This is a genomic window from Maricaulis maris (genome assembly GCF_049116555.1).
Classification (GTDB): Bacteria; Pseudomonadota; Alphaproteobacteria; order Caulobacterales; family Maricaulaceae; genus Maricaulis; species Maricaulis maris_C.
The window spans coordinates 609,912-632,505 of the sequence record NZ_JAGDYT010000001.1; the positions used below are offsets into that span (position 1 = coordinate 609,912).

Here is a 22,594-nt window from a genome sequence, read left to right on the forward strand (position 1 = left end):
CCGAGTAAATCTCCGTGTGCGAGGTGCCCCCGGCGCCACCCACAAAACTTCCATAGCAAGGCACCGGCAAGGCACCTCGCACCCCTCAACTGCCCAAACCGCCAGGCCTTCGCGCCGTGGCGATGCTGGCGCTTGCCGGTGATGGCAGGCGCCGCCTATCCTGACCATCAACCCGGCGAGGCCTGATGCGTATTCTCCTGATCCTGATTTTTGGCGTCCTGCTGGCCCCTGTCGCCCGGGCCCAGCCGGCATCACCGGACCCGGCCCCCTTTCTGGAGCGATGCGAGGCGGGCGAAGGATTCGCCTGCAGCTATGCGCACGGGCTGTTGCAGCGGGCAGACCGGACCTATTGGCTGACCGATGAGGGGGTCAATTTGATGTTGCGCAGCTGCAGCCTCGGCTCGGATGGGGCGTGCTGGCTGTTCGAGCGGATCAATGAGCCCAATCCCTATGATGATGTCCGCTATGATCGCGACCGCTATTTGCCGGTGGCGCGAGCGGGCTGTGCGAACCGCTCGTCGATGGCGTGCTGGCAGGCGGCCGGCTTGCTGGAGGATGGCAGCGAGGCCGAGCGACTCGAGGGACTCGCCCTGGCAAACCGGTCCTGCGAGCGCGGTTTCAATGATGGGTGTGCCCGTGAGGCTGATATCCTGGCCTCGCTCGGACGGGACCCGCTCCCGGCCCAACGCGAAGCCTGTTACGGCAATCGCCCGGGACGTATGCGAAAGCAGGAGGATTGCGCAGCGGCCTGCGCCGCGGATGATGCGATGGCCTGCCACGAGCTGGCCCTGATGTATCATCGCGGGCGCGACGGCGCCCAGACCATGCGCCGCGATGCCGACCGGGCGCGGGAGCTGTTCGTGCAGGCCTGTGAGCTGGGCCTGGAAGAGGCCTGCCGCGACTAGAGCGGCGCGGTCACGCCCTTCCACCCGACCACGACCAGCCAGTGCAGGATCACGGCGGGCCAGATCGATCCGCTGAACCGGTAAGCCATCGTGCAGGCAAGGCCGAGCGCGGCGGTGATGGCGAGAAAGCCGGGTTCCAGAAAGAGCGTTTGCGCCATCGGCAGGCCAAGCCAGACCTGAATCGGATGCCAGAGCACGAAGGCGGTGATGGCGAGCGCGGCGCGAATCCGGCCCGTGCGGCCACCCAGGACGACCCTGAAAACCAGTTCCTCGGTCAGGCCCGGAATAATGAATGCGACTGCTGCTACCGCTAACAATCTCACCGGGTCATCCGTCACTGCAAAGGTGAACAGGGGTTCAACTGTGTTGATTGTGAGCGTTGCGACGACAAAAGCGACAAGGATTAGAAGGGATTGCCCCCAAGTGGCCAATCCCGGCCATGTCCGGACCGCGCGTTTCGCATCTGCGAAAAAACTTGACGCTGTGCCGCATAATTCGATCATGCGCGCCAGACTAAGACAGAATATTCCCAGAGGAGAGATCAAATGAGTGCTGTGGACGATCCCATCGTCATCGTCGGCATGGCCCGCACCCCGATGGGTGGCCTGCTCGGTGAACTTGCACCCCTGTCCGCCAATGAACTCGGCGCGGTTGCCGTCAAGGCGGCGATGGAAGAAGCCGGTATTGCCGGTGATGACATCGACCAGATCCTGATGGGCAATGTGCTCATGGCCGGCCAGGGCCAGGCTCCGGGTCGCCAGGCGGCGATCAAGGCTGGCCTGCCCAAATCGGTCGAAGCCACGACGCTCAACAAGATGTGCGGTTCGGGCATGCAGGCGGCCATCATGGGTCGCGCCTCGATCGCCGCGGGCGATGCCGAAATCATCATCGCCGGCGGCATGGAATCCATGACCAATGCCCCGCACATGCTGCCGACCCATCGCGGCGGCTTCAAATACGGCCACGACACCATCAAGGACCACATGGCCCAGGATGGCCTCGAGGACGCCTATGAGAAAAAGCCGATGGGTGGCTATGCCGACATGATTGCGGAGGAACACCAGTTCACTCGCGAGCAGCAGGACGCTTACGCCCTGGAAACCCTGGCCCGCGCCCAGCGCGCCACCGAAGAGGGTGATTTCAAGCGCGAGATCACGCCGGTCACGATCAAGACCCGCAAGGGCGAGACCGTCGTCGACACCGACGAGCTGCCGCGCAAGGCGATGCCTGAGAAAATCCCCTCCCTGCGTCCGGCCTTCTCCAAGGACGGCACGGTGACGGCGGCCAATGCCTCGGCGATCTCCGATGGCGCTGCGGCCCTGATCCTGATGCGCCTGTCGGAAGCCGAGCGCCGTGGCCTCAAGCCGATTGCCAAAATCGTCGCCACCGCCGCCCACGCCCACGAACCGGCCTATTTCACCACCGCGCCGGTTCCCGCCATGCGCAAGGTCGTCGAGCGCGCCGGCTGGCAGATCGGTGATGTCGATCTGTGGGAAATCAACGAGGCCTTCGCGGTCGTGCCGATGATCGCGATGAAGGAGCTGGGCATTTCCCACGACATCATCAACGTCAATGGCGGCGCCTGTGCCCTGGGTCACCCGATCGGTGCTTCCGGGGCCCGCATCATGGTCACCCTGCTCGCCGCGCTGGAAAAGCACGGCAAGACCAAGGGTGTTGCCTCGCTCTGCATCGGTGGCGGCGAAGCCACGGCGGTGGCCGTCGAGCGGATGTAAGCCTTGTCCTACAGGCGGACATGAAGAGGGCGCGGCCGGATGGCTGCGCCCTTTTTTGATGCCTCAGGCCTTGCCGCACACGAATGCCGGAAAACGGACCGCCCCGCATGCTGCACTGGCGAAAGTCCGACGCCGGCCTCAGCCGTCGATATGCCCGAGCGGCAGGCCGCGGCCTTCCTTGACATTGCGGATCTGGACCGAGGTGCGGAAGTCGCCGACCACGTCCAGCGGGATCATCTTCTCCGACATGAACTCGTTATAGGCGTCGATATCGGGGGTCACGACCTTGAGCAGGTAGTCATAGGGGCCGGTCATGGTGCAGGCCTCGGTGATTTCCGGGAAGGTCTGGATGGCCTTCTCGAATTTCTCGTAATTGGCCTTGCGCGCCGGCTGGATCTTCACTTCCAGATAGGCGGTGAACATGAGGCCGATCATGCGTCGGTCGAGCTGGATCGAGCGGCGTTTGATGATGCCCTCGGTCTCCAGACGGCGAATCCGGCGCCAGCAGGGCGAGGGGGTCAGGCCGACGATTTCGGCAATGTCGGCGACGGATCGACCCGCATCGACTTGCAGGGCTTCGAGAATGCGCACATCAATCGTGTCCAGGGTGACGGTCATTATTTCCTCAAATCATGATTTCGAGAGAAAATAATTCAACTTTCCGCACTTGCGAACCCCGAAATGGCACCGCATTGCTATGCTGGACAAGACCAGCTCTTCCGCGCTAGACGCCGGTCGCGTTTCCGTATCATCGCGGGAACCCCATATAGGCACGTCCTGCCGAAGTTTTCAGCGAGAGCCCATGGCACACACTGAACCCCGCTTCCACGTTCCCGCGCCGCATGTGCGTCCCGGAGACACGCCTGACTTTTCCCATATCGCCATCCCGCCCGCCGGGGAGGCCAAGCGGCCTGCAACCGATGTGGCCGGTATGGAGACACGCGATCTGGCCCTCGGCCTGGTCCGCGTGCTTGATCACAATCACCAGGCAGTGGGTGAGTGGGATCCCAAGCTGGACCCGGATGTCCTGCGCGAGGGACTGCGTCACATGGTGCTGACGCGGGTTTTTGATGACCGCATGCTGAAGCTTCAGCGTCAGGGCAAGATGAGCTTCTACATGAAGTCGACGGGCGAAGAGGCGGTCTCTGTCGCCGGCGCCATGGCGATGCAGAATTCCGACATGGTTTTCCCGTCCTATCGCCAGCAGGGCATCCTGTTTGCCCGCGGCCGGGACATTGTCGACATGATGTGCCACTGCATTTCCAACTCCCGCGACAATCTCAAGGGGCGCCAGCTGCCGGTCCACTATACCTGGGCCGAGGGCAAATTCTTCTCGATCTCGGGTAATCTCGCGACCCAGCTGCCGCAGGCTGTCGGCTATGCCATGGCCTGCGAGTATCGCGGTGATGGCGAGATTGCCGCGACCTGGATCGGCGATGGCTCGACCGCCGAGGGCGATTTCCATGGCGCCCTCGTTCTGGCCTCGACCTATCGGGCGCCGGTCATCGTCAATGTGGTCAATAACCAGTGGGCGATCTCGACCTTCCAGGGCATCGCCGCCGGGGACGCGCCAACCTTTGCCTATAAGGGCATGGGCTATGGCCTGGCGTCCTTGCGGATCGACGGCAATGACTTCCTCGCCGTCTACGCGGCGACCCGATGGGCTGCCGAGCGTGCCCGTGCCGGACATGGCGCGACCGTGATTGAGCACTTCACCTACCGCGCCGATGCGCATTCCACCTCGGATGACCCGTCCGGCTATCGCCCCAAGGGCGAGAATGAGATCTGGCCGCTGGGCGATCCGGTCGAGCGTCTCAAACAGCACCTGATCGGTCTGGGTGAGTGGGATGAGGAGCGCCATGCCGCGCTCGAGAAAGAGCTCAACGAGATGGTGATCGCGTCCTACAAGGAAGCCGAGACCCACGGCACGCTGCATGACGGGCCGCTGTCGCCGGTCGAGTCGATCTTCGAGGATGTCTATGCCGAACCGGACTGGCGCCTGCGTCGCCAGCGCCAGGACCTGGGAGTCTAGATCATGGCCAAGATGAACATGATCCAGGCCCTCAATTCCGGCCTGGACAACATGATGGAAAGCGATCCCGACGTGATCAGCTTTGGCGAGGATGCCGGCTATTTCGGGGGGGTCTTCCGGGTTACCGCCAATCTGCAGACGAAATACGGTCTCGACCGCTCTTTCGACGCGCCGATCAATGAAGCGGCCATCATGGGCATGGCGATCGGCATGGCGGCAAAGGGCTTGAAGCCCGTCGCCGAGATCCAGTTCGCCGACTATATCTTCCCGGGCCTGGACCAGATCGTCTCGGAAATGTCCCGCCTGCGTTACCGCTCGGCCGGTCAGTTCACCGCTCCGGTCGTGGTCCGCTCGCCCTGTGGCGGTGGTATCCGGGGGGGGCAGACCCACTCGATGAGCCCGGAAGCCTTTTTCACCCAGGTGCCGGGTGTCCAGGTGGTCATGCCGTCCAACCCCTATGACGCCAAGGGCCTGCTGATCGCCGCGATCGAGAGCCCGGACCCGGTGATCTTCTTCGAACCCAAGCGCCTGTATAATGGTCCGTTCGAAGGCCATTCCGGCGGCGCGCTGTCGTCCTGGGGCAAACATCCCAAGGGTGAGGTGCCGGAAGACTATTACAGCCTGCCGATCGGCAAGGCGGAAGTCGTGCGGGAAGGCTCGGCGATCACCATCGTCACTTATGGCACGCTGGTTCTGGTTGCCCAGGCGGCCGCCGAGAAGGCCGGTATCGATGCCGAAGTGATCGATCTGAAGACCCTGGTACCCTATGATCTCGAGACGATTGCCCGTTCAGTCAACAAGACCGGTCGCTGTATCGTCGCCCAGGAAGCGCCGCGCACATCGGGCTTTGCGGCCGAGCTGGCCGCCCAGGTGCAGGAAGAATGCTTCTATGCACTCGAGGCACCGATCCAGCGCGTGACCGGTTGGGATACGCCCTATCCGCACGCCCATGAATGGGCCTATTTCCCGGGGCCCGACCGTTTCATCAATGCCATGAACGCCGTTCTGGAGGCCTGATCGATGAGCGAATACCGTTACAAGATGCCCGATGTCGGCGAAGGGATCGTCGAGGCGGAAATCGTCGAATGGCACGTCAAGGAAGGCGATACGGTCACCGAGGACCAGCATGTCCTGGACGTGATGACCGACAAGGCCACGGTTGAGATCCCCTGTGCCGTCAATGGCACGGTGACCAAGCTGGTCGGCGCGCCGGGCGATGTTATCGCCGTTGGTACCGAGATCATGTTCATCGCTGTCGACGGCGCGGCTCCGGCCGAAGACGCGGCCCCGGCTGAGGATGCCAAGCCGGCCGAACCGGCCAAGCCCGCAGCGCCGAAAGCCGCCGAGCCGGTCGCCGCCAGCGTGGCGCCGTCGATCGCCAGCCGTACGGGCGGTGAACGCCCTCTGGCCAGCCCGGCCGTGCGCAAGCGGGCCCTGGAAGCCGACATCGACCTGGCCAATGTGCCGGGCACCGGCCCGGCCGGTCGTATCACGCATGACGATCTGGACGACTTCATCAAGTCCGGCGGCCGTCTCGTGGCCCGCTCGGGTTCGGGCAGTTCATCGGTCCGCGCGCCGCGCACCGGTATCACCGAGGAGAAGGTGATCGGCCTCCGCCGCCGCATCTCCGACAATATGTCCCACGCCCAGCGCACCATTCCGGATATTGCCTATGTCGAGGAAATCGACGTCACGGCGCTGGAAGAATTGCGGGCCCATCTCAATGCGACCAAATCGGATGACCAGGCCAAGCTGACCTTCATCCCCTTCCTGGTCATGGCGCTGACCAGGGCACTGCCAAACACGCCCCAGGCCAATGCCCATTTTGATGGCGAGGCGATGTTGCTGACCAAGCATGATGCCGTGCATTGCGGGGTCGCTGCTGCGACGCCGAACGGTCTCATGGTGCCGGTCATCAAGCATGCCGAGAGCCTCGATATCTGGCAGATCGCGGCCGAGCTGAGACGTCTGGCCGGCGCGGCCAAGGACGGCAAGGCGACCAAGGACGAGCTGACCGGTTCGACCATCACCATCACCTCGCTGGGGGCGATCGGTGGCCTGGTCACCACGCCCATCCTCAATGCGCCGGAAACCGCCATTATCGGCGTCAACAAGATGCAGACCCTGCCGCGCTACACTGCCGAGGGCCTGGTCGTGCCGCGCAAGCTGATGAACCTCTCCAGCTGTTTCGATCACCGTATCGTTGATGGCTATGAGGCCGCCATGCTGATCCAGGCCGTAAAGGGCTATCTGGAAAACCCGGCGACGCTGTTCATGTGAGCTGAGCGAACAGGATGATGCGACAAGAGCGGGACACCCGGATCGGGCGTCCCGCTTTTTTGTGGGCGGATGGTCGGGTCGGTTGGTTTGGTGGGATTGGGGCCAGGCGATGGTTGCCAGTCTTAGTCCCCGCCTGGTTTATGTCGGTCTCCGGTCGGCGTAATCCCAGCGCCAGCCAAGGCGTTGACTGACAGCATTCGCCAAGTGGCGGTTGGGCCGCTTTTCCTCCACAACGTGGCGAAGTCGCCACCCCCTCCACAGCTTCGGGGGCCCCTCCCGATGGCATCGGGAGGAAAGCTACCCCGCCCAATCGCCGGGCATCAGCGCGTCCGGCATGTTCTGATAGCTGACCGGGCGCAGGAAGCGGCGGATCGACATCGTGCCGACCGAGGTGGCACCGAAATTGGTCGAGGCCGGATAGGGGCCGCCATGGACCATGGCGTCGCAAACCTCGACACCCGTGGGGAAGCCATTGGTCAGGATGCGACCGGCCTTGCGTTCCAGCACCGGCATGAGTTTCTGCCCGAGCGCCGTATCGCCGTCTTCCATGTGCAGGGTGGCGGTCAGCTGGCCCTGCAGCGAGTGGGCGATTTTCAGCATGTCGGCCTCGTCCTTGACGGTGACCACCAGGCCGAGTGGCCCGAAGACTTCCTCGCCAAGGGCTTCATTCGCCAGCCAGTCAGCTCCTGTCGTGACGAAAAGATAGGGCGTGGCATTGCGCAGATCGCAGGTCGTGGTCAGGACTTCGCGAACGCCGGATGTGCCGCGGATGACATCGCGGCCCTTCTGGTAGGCCTGGGCAATCCCGTCGGTGAGCATGGTTTGCGGGCCGACTTCGCCGAGGCCGGTGACGGCGGCCTGGATGAAGGTCTCGGCCTCAGGGCCATCGATGACGACTGCGATGCCCGGATTGGTGCAGAACTGGCCGGCGCCCATGGTCAGCGAGGCGGCCCAGCCTGCGCCGATCGTTTCGGCGCGGGATGCCATGGCGCCGGGCAGGAGGAACATCGGATTGACCGATCCGAGCTCTCCGAAGAAAGGGATGGGTTCTGGGCGTGCCGCGCACAGGTCGAACAGGGCACGACCACCGGCCAGCGAGCCGGTAAATCCGACGGCCTTGATCAGCGGGTGCTCGACCACGGCCTGCCCGACCGCGCGATCCCCCCCCTGGATCAGGCTGAACACGCCGGGATGCACGCCGCAGGCCTTGATGGCCGCGTCGATGGCCTGGGCGACGAGATCACCGGTCCCGGGATGGGCGGAATGGCCTCTGACAACGACCGGGCATCCGGCCGCCAGGGCCGCCGCGGTGTCACCACCGGCCGTGGAGAAGGCGAGCGGGAAATTGGAAGCGCCGAAGACGGCGACCGGGCCGACCGGGCGCTGGACGAGTTTGATATCCGGGCGCGGCAGGGGCGCGCGGTCCGGCAGGGCGGCATCATGGTGCGTGTCCAGATACTCACCCTTCAGGATGTGCTCGGCGAAGAGGCGAAGCTGTCCGACCGTGCGACCGCGCTCGCCATTGAGGCGCGCGTCCGGCAGGCCCGTCTCCTGGGTGCCGATCTCTGTGATCGCCTCGCCGCGTGCATCGATCTCGTCGGCTATGGTGTGGAGGAATTTGGCGCGATCCTCGCGTGAGGAATACCCATAGGACCAGAAGGCATCCTCAGCGGCCTGACAGGCCTGGTCGACCAGGGCCGGCGTGCCGACGGCGAATGCATGGGACGGGCCGTGAGCCGGGCTTGAGGTGAAGCTGGCATCGCTGCCGATCCAGTTTCCGGCGACAAGGTGTTTCCCGATGATCATGGCGTGTCCTCAGCTTGCTTTACAGGTGTCATGCCTTAATTGTCTGAGTTATTCAACAGGCCCGGCTGTGAGTTTTCACCGGCGTCCCGCCGGCCTCCAAACGGCCTCCACCTGGCTTGACGATGGCGCGGGATCAAAGGCACAAATGCCTCCAGAGGGGTGCCCGAAATGCCGTCAGTCATCAAACAGACCTGGTCCGACAGCGTCTCCGTCATCGCGGTCTGGGCGGCCGGCATCTTCTTGCTGATGTTCTTTCACAAGTCGGTCGGTATCCAATCAGAGTGGATGCCCGGGGTCGTCTTCGGCAGCTTTGCCGCAATCCTGGTCCTTGCGCCGATCGGCTCGCTGCTCTGGCGGCGCCTTGCCCGGGCCGCCTAGGCTCAGTCAGCCCCTTTCCCTTTATCCCCCGAACCGCTAAATCCAACCCCGGAAAACGCGTTTTCGTGCTTTGATCTTCCAAGGAGCGCCTGTGATGCAGACACGGTCTTGCCAAGTCCTCATTGTCGGAGGTGGCCCGGGCGGCTATCCGGCCGCCATCCGCGCCGGCCAGCTGGGTCTGGACACCATTATTGTCGACAAGCACGGTCTGGGCGGCACCTGCCTCAATCGCGGCTGCATCCCCTCCAAGGCAATGATCCATGCAGCGACCAAGTTCGAGGAAATGGGCAAGCATGCGGACGGTGATGTGCTGGGCATCTCGCTGGCCGAAGCGCCCAAGCTCGACATGGGCAAGCTGGTGGGCTGGAAAGACGGCATCGTCTCCAAGCTCACCGGCGGGGTCGGCCAGCTGATCAAGGCCGCTGGAGCCGAGCACATCGCTGGCTGGGCCGAATTTTCCAACGCCAAGACCTGTGTCGTGACGATGGAAGATGGCGAAAAGGTCGAGATCACGGCCGAGCATGTCATCCTCGCCACCGGCTCGGTTGAGGTTGAACTGCCCTTCCTGCCGTTCGGCGATACCGTCATTGGTTCGACCGAAGCGCTGAACCTGACCGAGTTGCCGGAAAACCTGATTGTGGTCGGTGCCGGCTATATCGGTCTCGAGTTGGGCATCGCCTATCGCAAGCTGGGCTCCAAGGTCACTTTCATCGAAGCGTCGGATGGAATCCTGCCGCTCTATGACAAGGAGATCACCCGCCCGATCACGATGTGGCTGAAGAAGCACAAGGTCGATGTGAACCTGTCCTGCAAGGCCAAGGGTGTCACCGAAACGGGCGGCAAGGCCGTTCTTGCCTATGAGGATGCCAAGGGCGCGGCCAAGACCATCGAGGCTGACAAGATCCTGGTCGCGGTAGGTCGCAAGGCCTGTCTGGACGGCTGGGGTTTGGAAAATATGGGTCTCGATCTGGATGGCAAATTCATCAAGGTCGACAATCAGTGCCGCACCGGCATGCGGGGTGTCTTCGCCATCGGCGATGTCGTCGGCGAACCATTGCTGGCGCACAAGGCGACGGCCCAGGGCGAGATGGTCGCGGAGATCATCGCCGGTCATCGCCGCGAGCATGACCCGGTCTCCATAGCCGCGGTCTGCTTCACCGAGCCGGAAATCGTGGGCGTCGGCCTGACCCCGGACGAGGCCAAGGCCAAGGGCGAAGAGATCATCACCGGCAAATTCCCGCTGGCCGCCTCCGGGCGTTACCTCTCGATGGAAGCCGGGTTGGATGGCGGTTTTGTCCGCGTCACGGCGCGCAAGGAGGATCATGTCATCCTCGGCATCCACGCCGTGGGCACCCATGTCTCCGAACTGTCCGGCGAGTTCGCCCTTGCGGTCGAGATGGGCGCGCGCCTGGACGACATTGCCGGCACGATCCACGTCCACCCGACCCTGACCGAAGGCTTCGCCGAAGCCGCCCTGACGGCGCTGGGCCACCCGATCCATATTTCGGCACCGAAGAAGTAGCGCCTTCCTCGCCAAGCCCGGATTTTCTCCGGGCCTGGCCACTGCCCCTCAAAGGGGGAAACAGACGGCGACGTTCCTCCCTTTCAGGGCACGGCGGCGCCTCGCCATCGCTTGGGATCTGCTGTAATCCGGGGCTGTGTTCGAGCGGCTCCGGGGGATGTACTGATGATGCGCTTGGTGATGGCAGTTGTGGCTGTGCTGGTTGCGCCGGGCGGGCTGCAGGCCCAGTCGGATGAAGCTGTGGATCCGCGCGCGCGTGTGTCCATGAACCCGAATTCCCGGACCCCGGACCATATCAGCCAGCTTGTAGGGCCTGCCCCGACGGCCGAGGTCTATCACGGTGAGCTTGCCCCCCGCACGATCTATCGGATCGAAGCCGATCCCGAAGCCGGTTTCCACTGGCCATACTACCTCTTTGTCCCGGATGTCGTGGCGCCCGGTGGTGCGGTGTTGGTTGAACCCAATAATGACGGCCTGTTCGGGGCACCGTTCGAGACGCATGATTATTGGGCGGCTATGCGCAACGAACAGCTGTTTGTCGATTATGGGCGGCATCTCGGTACGCCGATGCTGACTCCCGTGTTTCCACGGCCGCTCGTTGATGGCCCTGAGGGCAATCTGTACATCCATGCGATGACGCGCGCCGCGATGCTGCATCAAGAGCCGCGATATGCGCGCCCGGACCTGCAATTGCTCGCCATGCTGGATGATGCACAAGCCAAGCTCGCAGCGAGCGGGTTTGATGTCAGCGAGGATGCCCTGTTCTGGGGGTTTTCAGCTGCGGGTGATTTTGTGACCCGAATGGCCGCCCTCCATCCCGAGCGGGTGCGCGCTGTTGCTGCCGGTGGACTGGGCGGATTGCCGATCTTGCCTGTCAGCGAAGTTGACGGCCAGGCGCTCAGCTTTCCCGTCGGTGTCGCGGACCTGGAAATGGTCACTGGGCGAGCGCTGAATGCTGAGGCGTTGCGGGAAACGCCCGTCCTTCTCTACCAGGGCGGCGCCGATGAAAACGATTCCGTGCGGGCGCCCCCCTTCACCTGTGATGCATTCCGCTCGGACAGCTATTCCTGTGAGCAGGCGCAGTGGGTGAATGAGACATTGGGCGCATCGACACTCGACCGGGTGCCGTTTGTGCAGGATCTCTATGTCGGCTTCGGCATGCGTGATTTCAACTCGCTGGCACTCCCCGGTGTGGAACATACCACCCCGCCGGAAATGGAAGAGCGCATTCGTGACTTTTTCGCCTGTGTTCTGGCCGGCGGAACGGCGTGTGCCGCCGGTATCAGCCTGTCGGACGACATGACAGGGCAGAGCGAGTAAGCTCGCGATACGGAGACCCCGGGTCTCGCGCGTCGAGCGGGCTTCATTGAATACCGCCCATTCACTTCCCTCGCGTGCGCACGCGTGAGACGACTCCGTATCAGGCTTGAGGAGATGACATGGACGACGGACAGATCGGTTTGACCGGCATTATCGACCACAAACCGCTCGCCCCCGGCGAGGGTATGGGCTGTATCTCCTATGAAACCGCGTTGATGCGGACCATTACGCCCAAGCCTGATGATTTCGACGAGCTGGGTCACGTCAACAATGTTGTCTATCTGCGCTGGGTGCAGGAGATGGCGGTGACCCACTGGCATCTCATCAGCCCGCCCGACACAGTGGCCGGGGAAGTCTGGGTCGCCCTGAAACACACGATCGAATACCGCGATCCGATCCTGCCCGGCGAAACCGCCGAGATCCGCACCTGGCTGGGAAAGGTGCATGGCCCCCGTTTCGACCGCCATGTCGATATCCGCAAGCCCGGCGCCAAACGCGTCTCTGCCCGCGCCACCACCGAATGGTGCCGGATCGGCCGCGAAAGTCGCCGCCCGATGCGGATTGGGGAAGATGTGATGGCGGCGTTCGGCCTTGTGGGGGCAGAGCTGGAGTAGGCGCTAAAGCCGTTCTGCCACACCCAGCGCTTCCGCCACAGCATTCAACTGCCCGATCGTGATGTCATCCATCGGGATGCCTTCCTTGCCGCGCTTGCCGGCGATCGCCCGTTCCGGGTCGCCGGGATAGAGGACGGGGCTGTCCCAGTCCATCGGCGGGGAGGCGAGGGCGTAGCGGGCCATGGCGTCGGTCTCGGCCTGCATCCAGTCGGCGTCGCCGAAGGCCGCCGGGTCGATGAAGATGGAGAAGAGGCCGTTGCTGATCCCGCCCCTGCGGGGTGTGCCCGGCTGGATTGTGCCGCCTCCGCCCAGTACGCCGGCCAGGAGTTCACAGGCGAAGGCGAGTCCATACCCCTTGTGCTTGCCCAGCGGGGTCAGGGCGCCTGCCAGCTCAAACCCGGCCATGCCGCTGGGGTCGGTCGTCGCCATGCCGTGCTTGTCGATCAGCGAGCCGCCCGGCACGGGCACGCCGCGATTGGCGGCGATGCGTACCTTGCCCAGGGCGATCTGGCTGGTGGCCATGTCGAGCAGGAAGGCGGGTCGGTTCGGCGTCGCCGGATAGCCGATACAGACCGGATTGGTCCCGAAGCGCGCATCCGTACCGCGATAGGGGGCGACCAGGGGCGCATGGTCGGTCACATTCACAAAGTGGATCGAGACCAGGCCGGCAGCGGCCGCCTGTTCGGCATAGGCGCCAAGGCGACCGAGATGATGGACATGTCCCAGTGTGGCCGCGGCGAGCCCGTGCTCGCGCGCCTTGACGCTGGCCCTCTCGACCAGGCGCTGACCAGCCGGAGCCCCCCAGCCGCCATCGGCATCGATGCGCAGGATGACGCTGGTATCGGCCAGCACCTGTTCCGAGGCCTCCAGATTGACCTGGCCGCGCTTCATGTGTTGGGCATAGGCGGGCAGGAGGCCGGCGCCATGGCTGTCATGGCCCTTTAGGTTGGCGTCGACCAGATGGGCGGCAACACAGGCTGCGTCATCCTTGCTGGCCCCGCCCTCACTGAGAACAGTGGCGCAAAACTCCAGAAGATTGGTCGGGTTCAGGCGGCGTTCCGGTGTGCTCATCTCTGGATCAATCTGCCTTTCTCAATAAACCGGCTGTATGCATAAGATTTGTGCGGTTCCGTTATGGCTTTATTAAGCATAGATCAGATCGAAACCTGTCACATTTTGGCACAATCGGGACTTTTGGGAGCGAGAAAGCCTTTAAGCTCCTGATTTTGTTCGAATAAAAAATCAATCCAAAAACCGCCTTTTCCGCGTCGGTTTAAAAGTTTGGCAACCGCTCTCGTGCATTCTCCATCTCGTCGGGCAGCAAACGACCCGCATGAATTCAACACGGCGTTCGAACACGGGGAAAATCCCGGACGCGCCATTTTAAAATGGATGAAGGGTAAGTCATGAAAAAGACGGGAACCATGATTCTGGCAGCCGCGATGTCGGCTCTGGCTTTCACTGCGGCTCCGGCACTGGCTCAGGACCGCGAGCGCACCGCTGTGGAAGCTCCGGAATATCCGCGAGGCGCTGAGCGTCGCGGCATCGAAGGTTACGCTGTGGTCGAATATACCGTGTCGGAAGACGGCTCGGTTGCCGAGGCCTCGGTTGTCGAAGCGGAACCGGAAGGCGTGTTCGATCGCGCCGTCCTGCGCGCCATCGAAGGCTGGGAATATGCCCCGGCTGCAGCGGCAACCGCAGGTGTACAGCAGCGTTTCGACTTCAGCCTGGGCGGCTAAAGCCCCAAGGCCAAACGCTAATCAGCGAAAGAACTGAAAAGCGTTTACCATCATAAGAATTCATTTACGGCGGCGCGTTAGCGTCGCCGTATCTTTTTGAATCGGGGCATTAACCCTAGGGGCCTTGCAATGAATTCTGTGTTCGCCAAATTCTTCGACAAGACGACCAGTATCCGGGTCCGGCTCCTCGCCGCATTCGCGCTGACGTCTTTGATGACCCTGATTGCTGCGATTGTCGGTGTGACCGGCTTCAACTCGGCCAACCATGCCGTCGAGCAGATCACCAATCGCGCGATACCTGAAACCCAGGCGGTGGATCGCCTGTCCGAGGACAGTGTCGGTCTGACCGGTGCGCTCGGTCAGTTTGCAGGATCGACCACGGTTGAGGCCCGCCTCGAAAACTACAACCGCGTCACGGATTATCGCGACTCCCTGAGCCAGAGCCTCTCGGAGCTCCAGGCGCTGTCCGGTACGAGCGAGACGGCAGCCCTGCAGGCCGCTGTTACCGATCTGAACGAGTTGGTCGAAGGCATGAATGAGGTGGTCGAGCGTCGCCTGCAAATTCGCGACAGCCGCCGCGATGTCACTGCCGCAGCGCGCACGGCCCGGGCCGATCTGGCCGCCAGCGTCGAGGGCGCCCTCGATTCCAGCGACGAAGCCGATATTGAAAGCCTGTTGCGGGCCCTCATCGCCGCCAACCAGATCATGATCCAGTTCAATGAGGTCGATACCTCGGCAACCACGGGTGCGGTTGATGGCGTCTTCGACCGGTTCGATGAAGCCGCCGGCGAGCTCGACGTCAATTTTGCCATTCTCGGCCCGATCGTTACCGACATCATGCAGACCCAGGCCGACAATCTGATCAATTTCGGTGAAGGCCGGTCCGGCGTGTTTGAATTGCGCAAGGCCGAGCTGGCCGCCGTGGCCGCCGCCGAAGTCGTGGCTGAGGAAGCCCGCATCTCGGCCGAAACCCTGCTGGCCAGCGTCCAGGACTTCAAGACGGAAGTTGCGGATCGTGTGTCCGATGCGACGGCCGCCGCAGACGCTGCCGTGATCACCGGTCGCATCCTGCTGATTGCCATCGCCGCCATTGGCCTGGTTGTCGCTGCCGCGATTGCCTGGTTCTACGTCAACAACATGCTGCTCACGCGCCTCAGCGCCATGGCCCGCACCATGGGTGCATTGGCCGAGGGCAATAGCGATGTGAATCTTGGCTTTACGCCCGGCAAGGACGAAATCGGCGACATGGCGCGCTCGGTGGATGTCTTCCGCCAGAACGCCATCGAGCGAGCCCGCCTCGAGGCGGAGACCGAAGAAGAGCGCCGCATGAAGGAAAAGCGCTCGGCTGCAGTCGAGAGCCTGATCCAGGTTTTCGAGCAGGCTTCCAGCGACGCACTTGGCCAGGTGGCCGAAGCCGCGACGCGCATGGAGACCTCAGCCCGGGCGATGAGCTCGACCGCCGCCGCGACCACAGGCAAATCCGCCGCTGTCGCCCAGGCCTCGGAAGGGGCGTCCCAGAACGTCCAGACCGTGGCCGCGGCTGCCGAGGAAATGGTGTCTTCGATTGGCGAGATCTCCCAGCAGATCTCCCGCTCAACGGAAATCGCCGATTCGGCGGTTGACCAGGTCGAGCAGACCAATGGGGATGTTCAGCGCCTCGATGATGCGGCCAAGTCGATCGACAATATCGTCAGCCTCATCAACGACATCGCCGAGCAGACCAATCTCCTGGCCCTCAACGCCACGATTGAAGCGGCCCGCGCCGGTGAAGCCGGCAAGGGCTTTGCGGTCGTCGCCTCCGAGGTCAAGGCACTGGCCAGCCAGACCGGTGCGGCCACGCAGAACATTTCCGAACACATCTCGGGCATCCAGGGCGCGACGGCCAAGGCGGTCGAAGCCATGTCGTCGATTGGCGGCACGATCCACGAGATGAGCGAGATTGCCACGGCGATTGCCGCTGCCATGGAAGAGCAGCGTGCGGCGGCGGGCGAGATCACCCGTTCGGCCCAGGAAGCGGCCGACGGCACCAGCGAGGTCTTCACCAATATCCAGGAAGTCGATCAGGCGACCTCGGAAACCGGGGAGAGCGCAGGCGAAGTGCTTGAGGCCTCTCTGGCCGTGTCGCGTCAGTCGGACTCGCTCAAGAGTGCCGTTGAGCAATTCCTCACAGAGGTCCGCGCGGCCTAACTGCGAGAGAACTGAAATCCGCCAGCGCCCACGGCTTGCCAGCCGTGGGCGCTGCGCGTATACGGCGTGCCTCTCCCTTGCGGAGAGGCAGGTGTGGCGAGGTAGCTCAGCTGGTTAGAGCGCACGACTCATAATCGTGAGGTCGAGAGTTCAAGTCTCTCCCTCGCCACCATTTCCCCCTCCAGATCACGGCAAGCCGACACCCGAACAGGCCTATGCGCGGCGTGCGACATATCCGCCTGCGGCCGCTTGACGGGTGGCAAGGTCGGGCGCGCCGACCCATATAGGCAGCTTGCCATTTCCGGAGGCCTCGGCCATGTCGCGTTCCAATATCCTGTCCGTCATCGCCGCGGTCATTGTGCTGTCCATGTGCGCCGCTTTCGTGATCTTTGGCATGGTCAAGCTATCCGGAGTGGTCATGACCGTGCATGGCTGGATCGCCCTCGGTCTGGGCAGCGCGGTCAGTCTCGCGCTCGGCGGCGCACTCTCCGCGGTTCTCATCATTTCGCGCCGCCGCGGCTTTGACGAAGCCGCCTGGGACGCCTCGCGCCATTCCGAACCGGACCTCTGACCCGAGCCAGAGGACGGGTCTCCGCGACGCGGTTGGCTTTGCCTCACAGAGACCCGCACCGTCCCGTCACGCCTTGCCTGTCGACCGCGCGGCGGGGAAGGTGTCAGCCAGCGGGTCAGACCGGCGCCGGACAGTTGCCGCGAAGCGGGCGTGATAGTCCGGATTTTCCGTGCCCATCCAGCGATCCCACCAAGTGAAGTAGAGACCGAAATTCGTGCCCGGCTGGGCGTGGTGAAGATCGTGATGGGTGACGGTCGTGATCCAGTCGACGAGCGGTCGCCCGTCCTGGCGAGCCGGGAATATCTCGACGCCACAATGCCCGATCGCATTGCGCACGATCTGGTGGATGCCCCACAGGAAGAGTACGGGCAGTGGCACGGGCAGGACGAGCAGGATGACCGGCAGGAAGAGCGCGTGCAGGGCGGCTTCGCCCACATTGAAGGCATAGGCTGTCCAGGGGGTCGGCGTGCGCGATTGGTGATGCAGGCGATGAAAACGCCGGAACCAGTGCGGCTGGTGCATGAGACGATGTGTCCAGTAAAACCAGGTGTCATGGGCCAGGATGAGACCGACGAGCGAGACGATGAACCAGACCGGGCCGCGGGCCATGGGGTCCGCATAGGCTTGCGACACCCCGATGAGCATTTCCAGCACGACCAGCGGTCCGATGATCGCAAAGACCGTGACGGATCGCAGCGAGGCCAGTATCTCGCGCCGGATCTGCCCCGGCCGCGGCAGGCGCGCCTGGATGCGTCGCGGTGCCAGGATCCGCGCCAGCCAGACATGGATAACGAGATAGACGATCCCGGCGCCCAGGACATAGCGCATGAGATCGCTCAGAAAGAGATCCGGCGCGGTTGAGTAGGCCTCGATCAGAACGTCTGGCAGGGCGGGTGGATTGGTCAACATCTGGTACCTCATGGCGTGTGTGAGGGGCCAGATTGAGGGCCGAATGGACGCCCGTCGCGGCGTTGGCGAACGCGCTCAATCTTTCTTGAAATCGATGCGAAAAATCCGGTTTTGATCAGGCGCGTGCGAGCGCGGCACGGCGAAAGAGGGTCGGCGTCGTGCCGGTCTCTGCCCGGAAAGCCCGGTTGAAAGGCGCGATGGAGCCGTAACCCAGATCGAGTGCAAGGGTCAGGACCTGGTCATGCGCGCGCTCCGGTGACGCCAGCAGGCGTTTGGCTTCGGCCAGGCGGTGCTTGTTCAGGAAGGCCGAGAAATTGCGAAATCCCAGGCCCTGATTGATCAGGCGCCGAAGCCGGTGCTCGCGCGTACCCAGATGCCCGGCGAGGGCGCCGACCGTGAGGCCGGGCTCCCGATAGAGCCCGTCAGTCATGGCCTGTTCCAGCCGTGCGGCAAGCGGCCTGTCCTCCGGCGCCAGCCGGACCATGTCCGGTCCGGGCTGCTTGCCAGAGCTGTCGGGAGGGAAGAGGTCGGTCGGGGCCGCGATCAGCCAGCCCGTAAACAGGACGGCAAGGCCGAACAGCGTCATGCCATGCGCCTGGAAGACCCAGTCCGGGAAAACAGACCCGGCAAAGCGCACTTCCATGACCGAGATCGTGATTCCCAAAATCGCCACGAGGCCGGCCAGGGCGATTCGAAAGCGGCGACGCGGCTCGATCAGGTCGTCCGGCCAGTCGCGGATCGCCAGCACGGCTGCGTGAGCCATCAGGAGGATATTCACCGCCTGCCAGAGCAGGATCGAGATCACCGACAGGCGCGACCCCTCATCGGGCAGGAAATGACCGGTGGCGGCCAGGACAATCAGGCCGAGTGGTATGAGGCGCCAGCTCCGCCAGACGAAATGATCGTCGAACAGGGCGGTGGCAAACCACCAGAACAAGACCCCGGTCGGGATGGCGAGCAGGTTCAGGAGCAGGGTGGCAGGGCCGAGCGCCTCGGAGATCAGGTTGGAGGAGACCAGCGCATAACCGGCAACGCCGAGCGCGAAAAGCAGGCCGAGGCGGGCGCCGACCGCTCGGCCGGCATCGCGCAGGAAGATCAGCGCCATCATCAGGGCCAGGCCGACTGTGCCGCCGCGCGCGAGGATTTCCAGTATGGCTGATGTTGTCATGGGCTCCGGCCGGTTTCCTGCGTGACTGTCTCGCCGCCCGTCCGACTGTCGGGCGAGTCGGGACGAGGCGTGCCCCGGGTGATGGCCTCATCGGCGGGGCGTGTCTGCGCATTTTCGAAATCGATCGACCGTGGCGCTGTCATTGTACGTCGGCCTCCGAAGCCACCCAGGCAAGAAAACCCGGGGCGCTGCTGTCCGCGTCGACGGGCAGGCCGATCAAGGCAGGCTCGTCATAGGGGTGGAGTTCGGCAAGGCGGACGACAAGTGCCTTCGCGGCGCTCTGGGTCGTCTTGAACACGGCCACGCATTCGCTTGCCTTTGCGATCTCGCCCCGCCAGCGATAAACGCTTGTCATGCCGGGCAGGATGTTGGCGCAGGCGCATAATCCCTCGGTGACGACAGCCGTGGCTGCGGCACCTGCGCTCTCGGCATCCGGCCAGGTCGTGTAGATCAGGCGTAGGCTGTGCATGGCCAAATTTCTCCCCATCGGTATATAAGCGCCGCATGAGCCAGACCTCCACCCCTGCAATCGCCAGTCGATCAGCCCTTGTCCTGTTTTCCGGCGGCCAGGATTCCGCGACCTGCCTGGCCTGGGCGCTGAACCGTTTCGAGCGCGTTGAGACGGTGGGTTTCGACTATGGCCAGCGTCATCATGTCGAGATGGACGCCCGCCAGCAGGTTCGCTCCGGTGTCCACGAGGACTTTCCGGTCTGGGGCGAGCGCCTCGGCGAGGACTTTGTCATCGATCTCTCCGGTTATGGCGCCATAGCCGAGAGCGCGCTGACCGCCGACCGCGCCATCGAAATGGAGGCCAACGGCCTGCCCAGCACCTTCGTCCCGGGCCGAAACCTGGTCTTTCTCACGGTCGCGTCGGCGCTGGCCTATCGGCGCGGTCATGGTGTTCTTGTGGGCGGGATGTGCGAGACGGACTATTCCGGCTATCCCGATTGTCGGCGCGAGACGATTGACGCCATGCAATCTGCCCTCGGCCTTGGTCTCGACACCGCGCTGAGCATCGCCACACCCCTCATGCATCTCGACAAGGCGCAGACCTGGGCGCTGGCTGACGAGCTTGGTGGTGCGACCCTGACCGACTTGATCGAGGAGGCCAGCCATACCTGTTATCGCGGCGAACGCGGGGCGCGGCATGACTGGGGCTATGGCTGTGATGACTGCCCGGCCTGCGAGCTGCGGGCGCGTGGCCATGCGGCGTGGAAGGCGGGTGTATCAGCATGACCTATTCGGTGAAGGAACGCTTTCTGACCGTCCAGGGCGAAGGCGCCCAGGCCGGCCGACCGGCGGTTTTTCTGCGCTTCGCCGGCTGCAATCTGTGGAGCGGCCGCGAACAGGACCGCCACAAGGCCGTCTGCAATTTCTGCGACACTGATTTCATCGGCATGGACGGGCCCGGCGGCGGGCGCTTTCAGACGCCTTCAGACCTTGTTGAAGCGGTCGCGGAACTCTGGCCGGGTGGCGGCGCACCATTGGTGGTGTGCACGGGCGGCGAGCCACTCCTGCAGCTCGACAAGCCCTTGATCGACGCCCTGCATGCGCGCGGCTTCGAGATCGCGGTGGAGACCAATGGGACCCTCGCGGCTCCCGAAGGCATAGACTGGATCACGGTCAGCCCGAAAGGCACGGCGCCTGTGGTCCAGACCTCCGGCCATGAGCTCAAACTTGTTTACCCGCAACCGGAACTTGACCCGTCTGCATTTGAAGGCTGGGACTTCAAGCGCTTCTCCCTGCAGCCCATGGATGGGCCGCACATGATGGAGAATGCCCAAGCGGCCTTCGATTACTGCCTGGCCCATCCCAAATGGTCGCTCTCCCTGCAGACCCATAAATGGATCGGCGCGCCTTGATCGGCTAGCCGGTCAGCTGCCGGGCATCGGCGCTGCGCCAAGGCTTTCGGCCAGCGCGGTCGAGAAGGCGTGGAAGGCAAGCCTAGTGTCTGTCCAGACGCCATAACCGGCCCCGTCACCGCTGTCCGGGTTGAACCAGGCATAGGTGAAGGAGGCGATCAATTCACCATTGGCATCGCGCAAGACCGCTTCCAGTGACGCGCCACCATTGGCGTGCTCGGAGTAGTGCGCGGTGTCCATGACCTGGATCTGGTTCATGGTCGGCCGGTTTGGCACGACATCGGTAATGGTGACGCTCAGCACGGTTTCCCGGGTGGCCACGCCATGCCAGTCGGCATCGATCAGGGCCCGCGACAGATCATCGTGCAGATAGCGAGCCAGGCGAGCCAGCTCGACTTCGCCCAGACTGTCAGCCTTGGCCCGTACAAGATCGGAAAAACCGATCCGGCCAATCTCGATGGATCCGCTGGCCTCGCTCTGGAAGTCGGCCTGGAAGGCGTCGCCATTCTGGGCCAGGGCTGGCGAGGTCAGGCAATACAACGCAAGTACACAAACGAGAGTACGCATGTCGGTCTCTCCTGGGTTCATGTCCCCCCTGCGATCGCATCATCCTATCACAATTGCGTGTCCGGCATCAGGGCCCTGCTCGCGATTTCCTTGCTGCAGCACAATAAAAAACGGACGCACCCGCGAAGGCGCGTCCGTTTCATCCGGCGATCCGGCGTAATCAGGAGCCGGTGTCGGCCCGCTCATCCAGACTGTCAGAGATCTGGTCCGCAAAGCGCGAGAAAGTCCGCCGCGCATCGGTCCACTGGGCATAGCCGGTGACGTCCTGGATATTCCAGCTGCGCCAGCCATAGCTGTAGGTTTCGAGGACTTCGCCATCGGCCGAGACGAGTTCGGCTTCGACTTCAGCACCACCAACGGAGATGGAGGAGTGGTGCAGGGCGCGGGTCCCGCCCATCTGCGCCATGGTCGGGCGGTTGGGCTGGGCGTCGAGAATGGTCGCGTTCAGCGTATAACCACCATCGCCGATCTGGCCGCGGAGCTCGCGCTCCAGCGCCGTGCGCAGATAGCCGGACAGGCGCTCGAGTTCGCGCTCGCCGAAATCCTCTGCACTTTCTATAAGTTCCGGTCCATAGCCGATTTCGCCAATGGCCACGGGCTGGTCTGCCAGCGACGGGCTGGACAGGGCACCCAGTGCCAGAATGGCCGTCATTGTGCGCAACATCACGTGCCTCCTTGATACGTCTGCAAGCAGTCCCTCAAGGCGCAGTGTAGCAGTATCAGGGGGTGATTGAGAAGGCACAGACAGGCGATGGCGCGCCTGTAAGCTTCATCTAGTCGTGATCGTGGTCATGATCATGGTCATCATCGTCATCACCCGGCGTGATGACGTCGATGGCCGCGCCTCCCACGGCCGCCGTGGTGCGAACCGCAGCGCCGGCCGTACCGACGGCGACATCGGTCGCCAGGGCCGCGGCACCAACAACGATGCAGCCCGACAGGGTCGGGGCGAGGCCGAGAATGGCGATCAGGGTCAGAATGCGGCGCATGGCTCTCTCCGG

The 22,594-nt window shown here is 63.5% G+C and carries 24 protein-coding genes and 1 tRNA gene; 15 read left to right on the forward strand and 10 right to left on the reverse strand.

From position 1 onward, the window contains the following. Positions 1-185 precede the first annotated feature (185 nt). Positions 186-905 carry a hypothetical protein gene (locus tag JXQ94_RS02790; RefSeq protein ID WP_421922294.1) on the forward strand — a complete coding sequence of 240 codons (720 nt, stop codon included), beginning with the start codon at positions 186-188 and terminating at the stop codon, positions 903-905. On the opposite strand, the gene JXQ94_RS02795 is transcribed toward JXQ94_RS02790, so the two are convergent. Next, entirely contained in the window at positions 902-1,228 is a 327-nt protein-coding gene (locus tag JXQ94_RS02795; RefSeq protein WP_421922295.1) for a type II CAAX prenyl endopeptidase Rce1 family protein, read from the reverse strand. The two genes, JXQ94_RS02790 and JXQ94_RS02795, sit on opposite strands and share 4 nt — an antisense overlap. Positions 1,229-1,450: 222 nt before the next feature. Between JXQ94_RS02795 and JXQ94_RS02800 the strand changes: the two genes are divergently transcribed. After that, positions 1,451-2,638, forward strand: a complete 1,188-nt coding sequence (locus JXQ94_RS02800; RefSeq protein WP_421922296.1) for a thiolase family protein — start codon at positions 1,451-1,453, stop codon at positions 2,636-2,638. A gap of 138 nt (positions 2,639-2,776) precedes the next feature. Here JXQ94_RS02800 and JXQ94_RS02805 read toward each other — a convergent pair whose 3' ends face one another. Then, positions 2,777-3,256 carry an Lrp/AsnC family transcriptional regulator gene (locus JXQ94_RS02805; protein ID WP_295693819.1) on the reverse strand — a complete coding sequence of 160 codons (480 nt, stop codon included), beginning with the start codon at positions 3,254-3,256 and terminating at the stop codon, positions 2,777-2,779. Positions 3,257-3,440: 184 nt separating this feature from the next. Here JXQ94_RS02805 and JXQ94_RS02810 point away from each other — a divergent pair, with 184 nt between their 5' ends. From JXQ94_RS02810 to JXQ94_RS02820, 3 genes are read left to right on the forward strand one after another with little or no spacing between them, the layout of a single operon-like run. Then, positions 3,441-4,670 carry a 3-methyl-2-oxobutanoate dehydrogenase (2-methylpropanoyl-transferring) subunit alpha gene (locus JXQ94_RS02810; RefSeq protein WP_421922297.1) on the forward strand — a complete coding sequence of 410 codons (1,230 nt, stop codon included), beginning with the start codon at positions 3,441-3,443 and terminating at the stop codon, positions 4,668-4,670. 3 nt (positions 4,671-4,673) lie between these two features. After that, on the forward strand, positions 4,674-5,687 hold the full coding sequence (locus tag JXQ94_RS02815) for an alpha-ketoacid dehydrogenase subunit beta (protein WP_421922298.1): 1,014 nt from the start codon (positions 4,674-4,676) through the stop codon (positions 5,685-5,687). 3 nt (positions 5,688-5,690) lie between these two features. Further along, positions 5,691-6,950: a dihydrolipoamide acetyltransferase family protein gene (locus JXQ94_RS02820; RefSeq protein WP_421922299.1), complete on the forward strand. Its 1,260-nt coding sequence runs from the start codon at positions 5,691-5,693 to the stop codon at positions 6,948-6,950. A 297-nt stretch (positions 6,951-7,247) separates the two neighbouring features. On the opposite strand, the gene JXQ94_RS02825 is transcribed toward JXQ94_RS02820, so the two are convergent. Beyond that, entirely contained in the window at positions 7,248-8,756 is a 1,509-nt protein-coding gene (locus tag JXQ94_RS02825) for an aldehyde dehydrogenase (NADP(+)) (RefSeq protein WP_421922300.1), read from the reverse strand. 168 nt (positions 8,757-8,924) lie between these two features. On the opposite strand from JXQ94_RS02825, the gene JXQ94_RS02830 reads away from it, so the two are divergent. The 4 genes from JXQ94_RS02830 to JXQ94_RS02845 all read left to right on the forward strand — a co-directional run bounded on the left by JXQ94_RS02830 (position 8,925) and on the right by JXQ94_RS02845 (position 12,590). Further along, positions 8,925-9,134 (forward strand): hypothetical protein, encoded by a 210-nt coding sequence (locus JXQ94_RS02830; protein WP_421922301.1) that lies wholly within the window; start codon positions 8,925-8,927, stop codon positions 9,132-9,134. A 91-nt stretch (positions 9,135-9,225) separates the two neighbouring features. Then, positions 9,226-10,656: a dihydrolipoyl dehydrogenase gene (gene lpdA, locus JXQ94_RS02835; protein WP_421922302.1), complete on the forward strand. Its 1,431-nt coding sequence runs from the start codon at positions 9,226-9,228 to the stop codon at positions 10,654-10,656. A 165-nt stretch (positions 10,657-10,821) separates the two neighbouring features. Then, entirely contained in the window at positions 10,822-11,976 is a 1,155-nt protein-coding gene (locus JXQ94_RS02840) for a hypothetical protein (RefSeq protein ID WP_421922303.1), read from the forward strand. A 119-nt stretch (positions 11,977-12,095) separates the two neighbouring features. Then, positions 12,096-12,590: an acyl-CoA thioesterase gene (locus tag JXQ94_RS02845; RefSeq protein ID WP_421922304.1), complete on the forward strand. Its 495-nt coding sequence runs from the start codon at positions 12,096-12,098 to the stop codon at positions 12,588-12,590. A 3-nt stretch (positions 12,591-12,593) separates the two neighbouring features. On the opposite strand, the gene JXQ94_RS02850 is transcribed toward JXQ94_RS02845, so the two are convergent. Further along, the gene (locus JXQ94_RS02850; protein WP_421922305.1) at positions 12,594-13,661 is read right to left on the reverse strand and encodes a malate/lactate/ureidoglycolate dehydrogenase; all 1,068 of its coding nucleotides are present in this window, start codon (positions 13,659-13,661) and stop codon (positions 12,594-12,596) included. A 335-nt stretch (positions 13,662-13,996) separates the two neighbouring features. On the opposite strand from JXQ94_RS02850, the gene JXQ94_RS02855 reads away from it, so the two are divergent. From JXQ94_RS02855 to JXQ94_RS02870, 4 genes are all read left to right on the forward strand, one after another. Then, positions 13,997-14,329 carry an energy transducer TonB gene (locus JXQ94_RS02855; protein WP_421922306.1) on the forward strand — a complete coding sequence of 111 codons (333 nt, stop codon included), beginning with the start codon at positions 13,997-13,999 and terminating at the stop codon, positions 14,327-14,329. Between the two features lie 129 nt (positions 14,330-14,458). Then, positions 14,459-16,516 carry a methyl-accepting chemotaxis protein gene (locus JXQ94_RS02860; protein ID WP_421922307.1) on the forward strand — a complete coding sequence of 686 codons (2,058 nt, stop codon included), beginning with the start codon at positions 14,459-14,461 and terminating at the stop codon, positions 16,514-16,516. Between the two features lie 95 nt (positions 16,517-16,611). Then, positions 16,612-16,688: transfer RNA gene (locus JXQ94_RS02865), tRNA-Met, on the forward strand. A 144-nt stretch (positions 16,689-16,832) separates the two neighbouring features. After that, positions 16,833-17,087 carry a hypothetical protein gene (locus tag JXQ94_RS02870; protein WP_421922308.1) on the forward strand — a complete coding sequence of 85 codons (255 nt, stop codon included), beginning with the start codon at positions 16,833-16,835 and terminating at the stop codon, positions 17,085-17,087. 66 nt (positions 17,088-17,153) lie between these two features. On the opposite strand, the gene JXQ94_RS02875 is transcribed toward JXQ94_RS02870, so the two are convergent. The 3 genes from JXQ94_RS02875 to cutA all read right to left on the reverse strand — a co-directional run bounded on the left by JXQ94_RS02875 (position 17,154) and on the right by cutA (position 19,633). Further along, positions 17,154-17,996, reverse strand: coding sequence for a sterol desaturase family protein (locus JXQ94_RS02875; RefSeq protein WP_421922309.1), 843 nt, complete (start codon positions 17,994-17,996; stop codon positions 17,154-17,156). Between the two features lie 115 nt (positions 17,997-18,111). Next, entirely contained in the window at positions 18,112-19,164 is a 1,053-nt protein-coding gene (locus JXQ94_RS02880) for a helix-turn-helix domain-containing protein (protein WP_421922310.1), read from the reverse strand. A 139-nt stretch (positions 19,165-19,303) separates the two neighbouring features. Then, positions 19,304-19,633, reverse strand: a complete 330-nt coding sequence (gene cutA, locus JXQ94_RS02885) for a divalent-cation tolerance protein CutA (protein ID WP_421922311.1) — start codon at positions 19,631-19,633, stop codon at positions 19,304-19,306. Positions 19,634-19,668: 35 nt separating this feature from the next. On the opposite strand from cutA, the gene queC reads away from it, so the two are divergent. Together queC and queE are read left to right on the forward strand one after the other, a co-directional pair. Further along, entirely contained in the window at positions 19,669-20,400 is a 732-nt protein-coding gene (gene queC / locus JXQ94_RS02890; RefSeq protein ID WP_421922312.1) for a 7-cyano-7-deazaguanine synthase QueC, read from the forward strand. Then, positions 20,397-21,026 (forward strand): 7-carboxy-7-deazaguanine synthase, encoded by a 630-nt coding sequence (gene queE / locus JXQ94_RS02895; RefSeq protein ID WP_421922313.1) that lies wholly within the window; start codon positions 20,397-20,399, stop codon positions 21,024-21,026. The genes queC and queE overlap by 4 nt, the downstream gene beginning before the upstream one ends. Positions 21,027-21,038: 12 nt before the next feature. Here queE and JXQ94_RS02900 read toward each other — a convergent pair whose 3' ends face one another. The 3 genes from JXQ94_RS02900 to JXQ94_RS02910 form a co-directional block, all read right to left on the reverse strand. Then, positions 21,039-21,593 carry a DUF3313 family protein gene (locus JXQ94_RS02900; RefSeq protein WP_421922314.1) on the reverse strand — a complete coding sequence of 185 codons (555 nt, stop codon included), beginning with the start codon at positions 21,591-21,593 and terminating at the stop codon, positions 21,039-21,041. A 160-nt stretch (positions 21,594-21,753) separates the two neighbouring features. Beyond that, entirely contained in the window at positions 21,754-22,257 is a 504-nt protein-coding gene (locus JXQ94_RS02905) for a hypothetical protein (protein ID WP_421922315.1), read from the reverse strand. 109 nt (positions 22,258-22,366) lie between these two features. Beyond that, the gene (locus tag JXQ94_RS02910; RefSeq protein WP_421922316.1) at positions 22,367-22,582 is read right to left on the reverse strand and encodes a hypothetical protein; all 216 of its coding nucleotides are present in this window, start codon (positions 22,580-22,582) and stop codon (positions 22,367-22,369) included. Positions 22,583-22,594 lie beyond the last annotated feature (12 nt).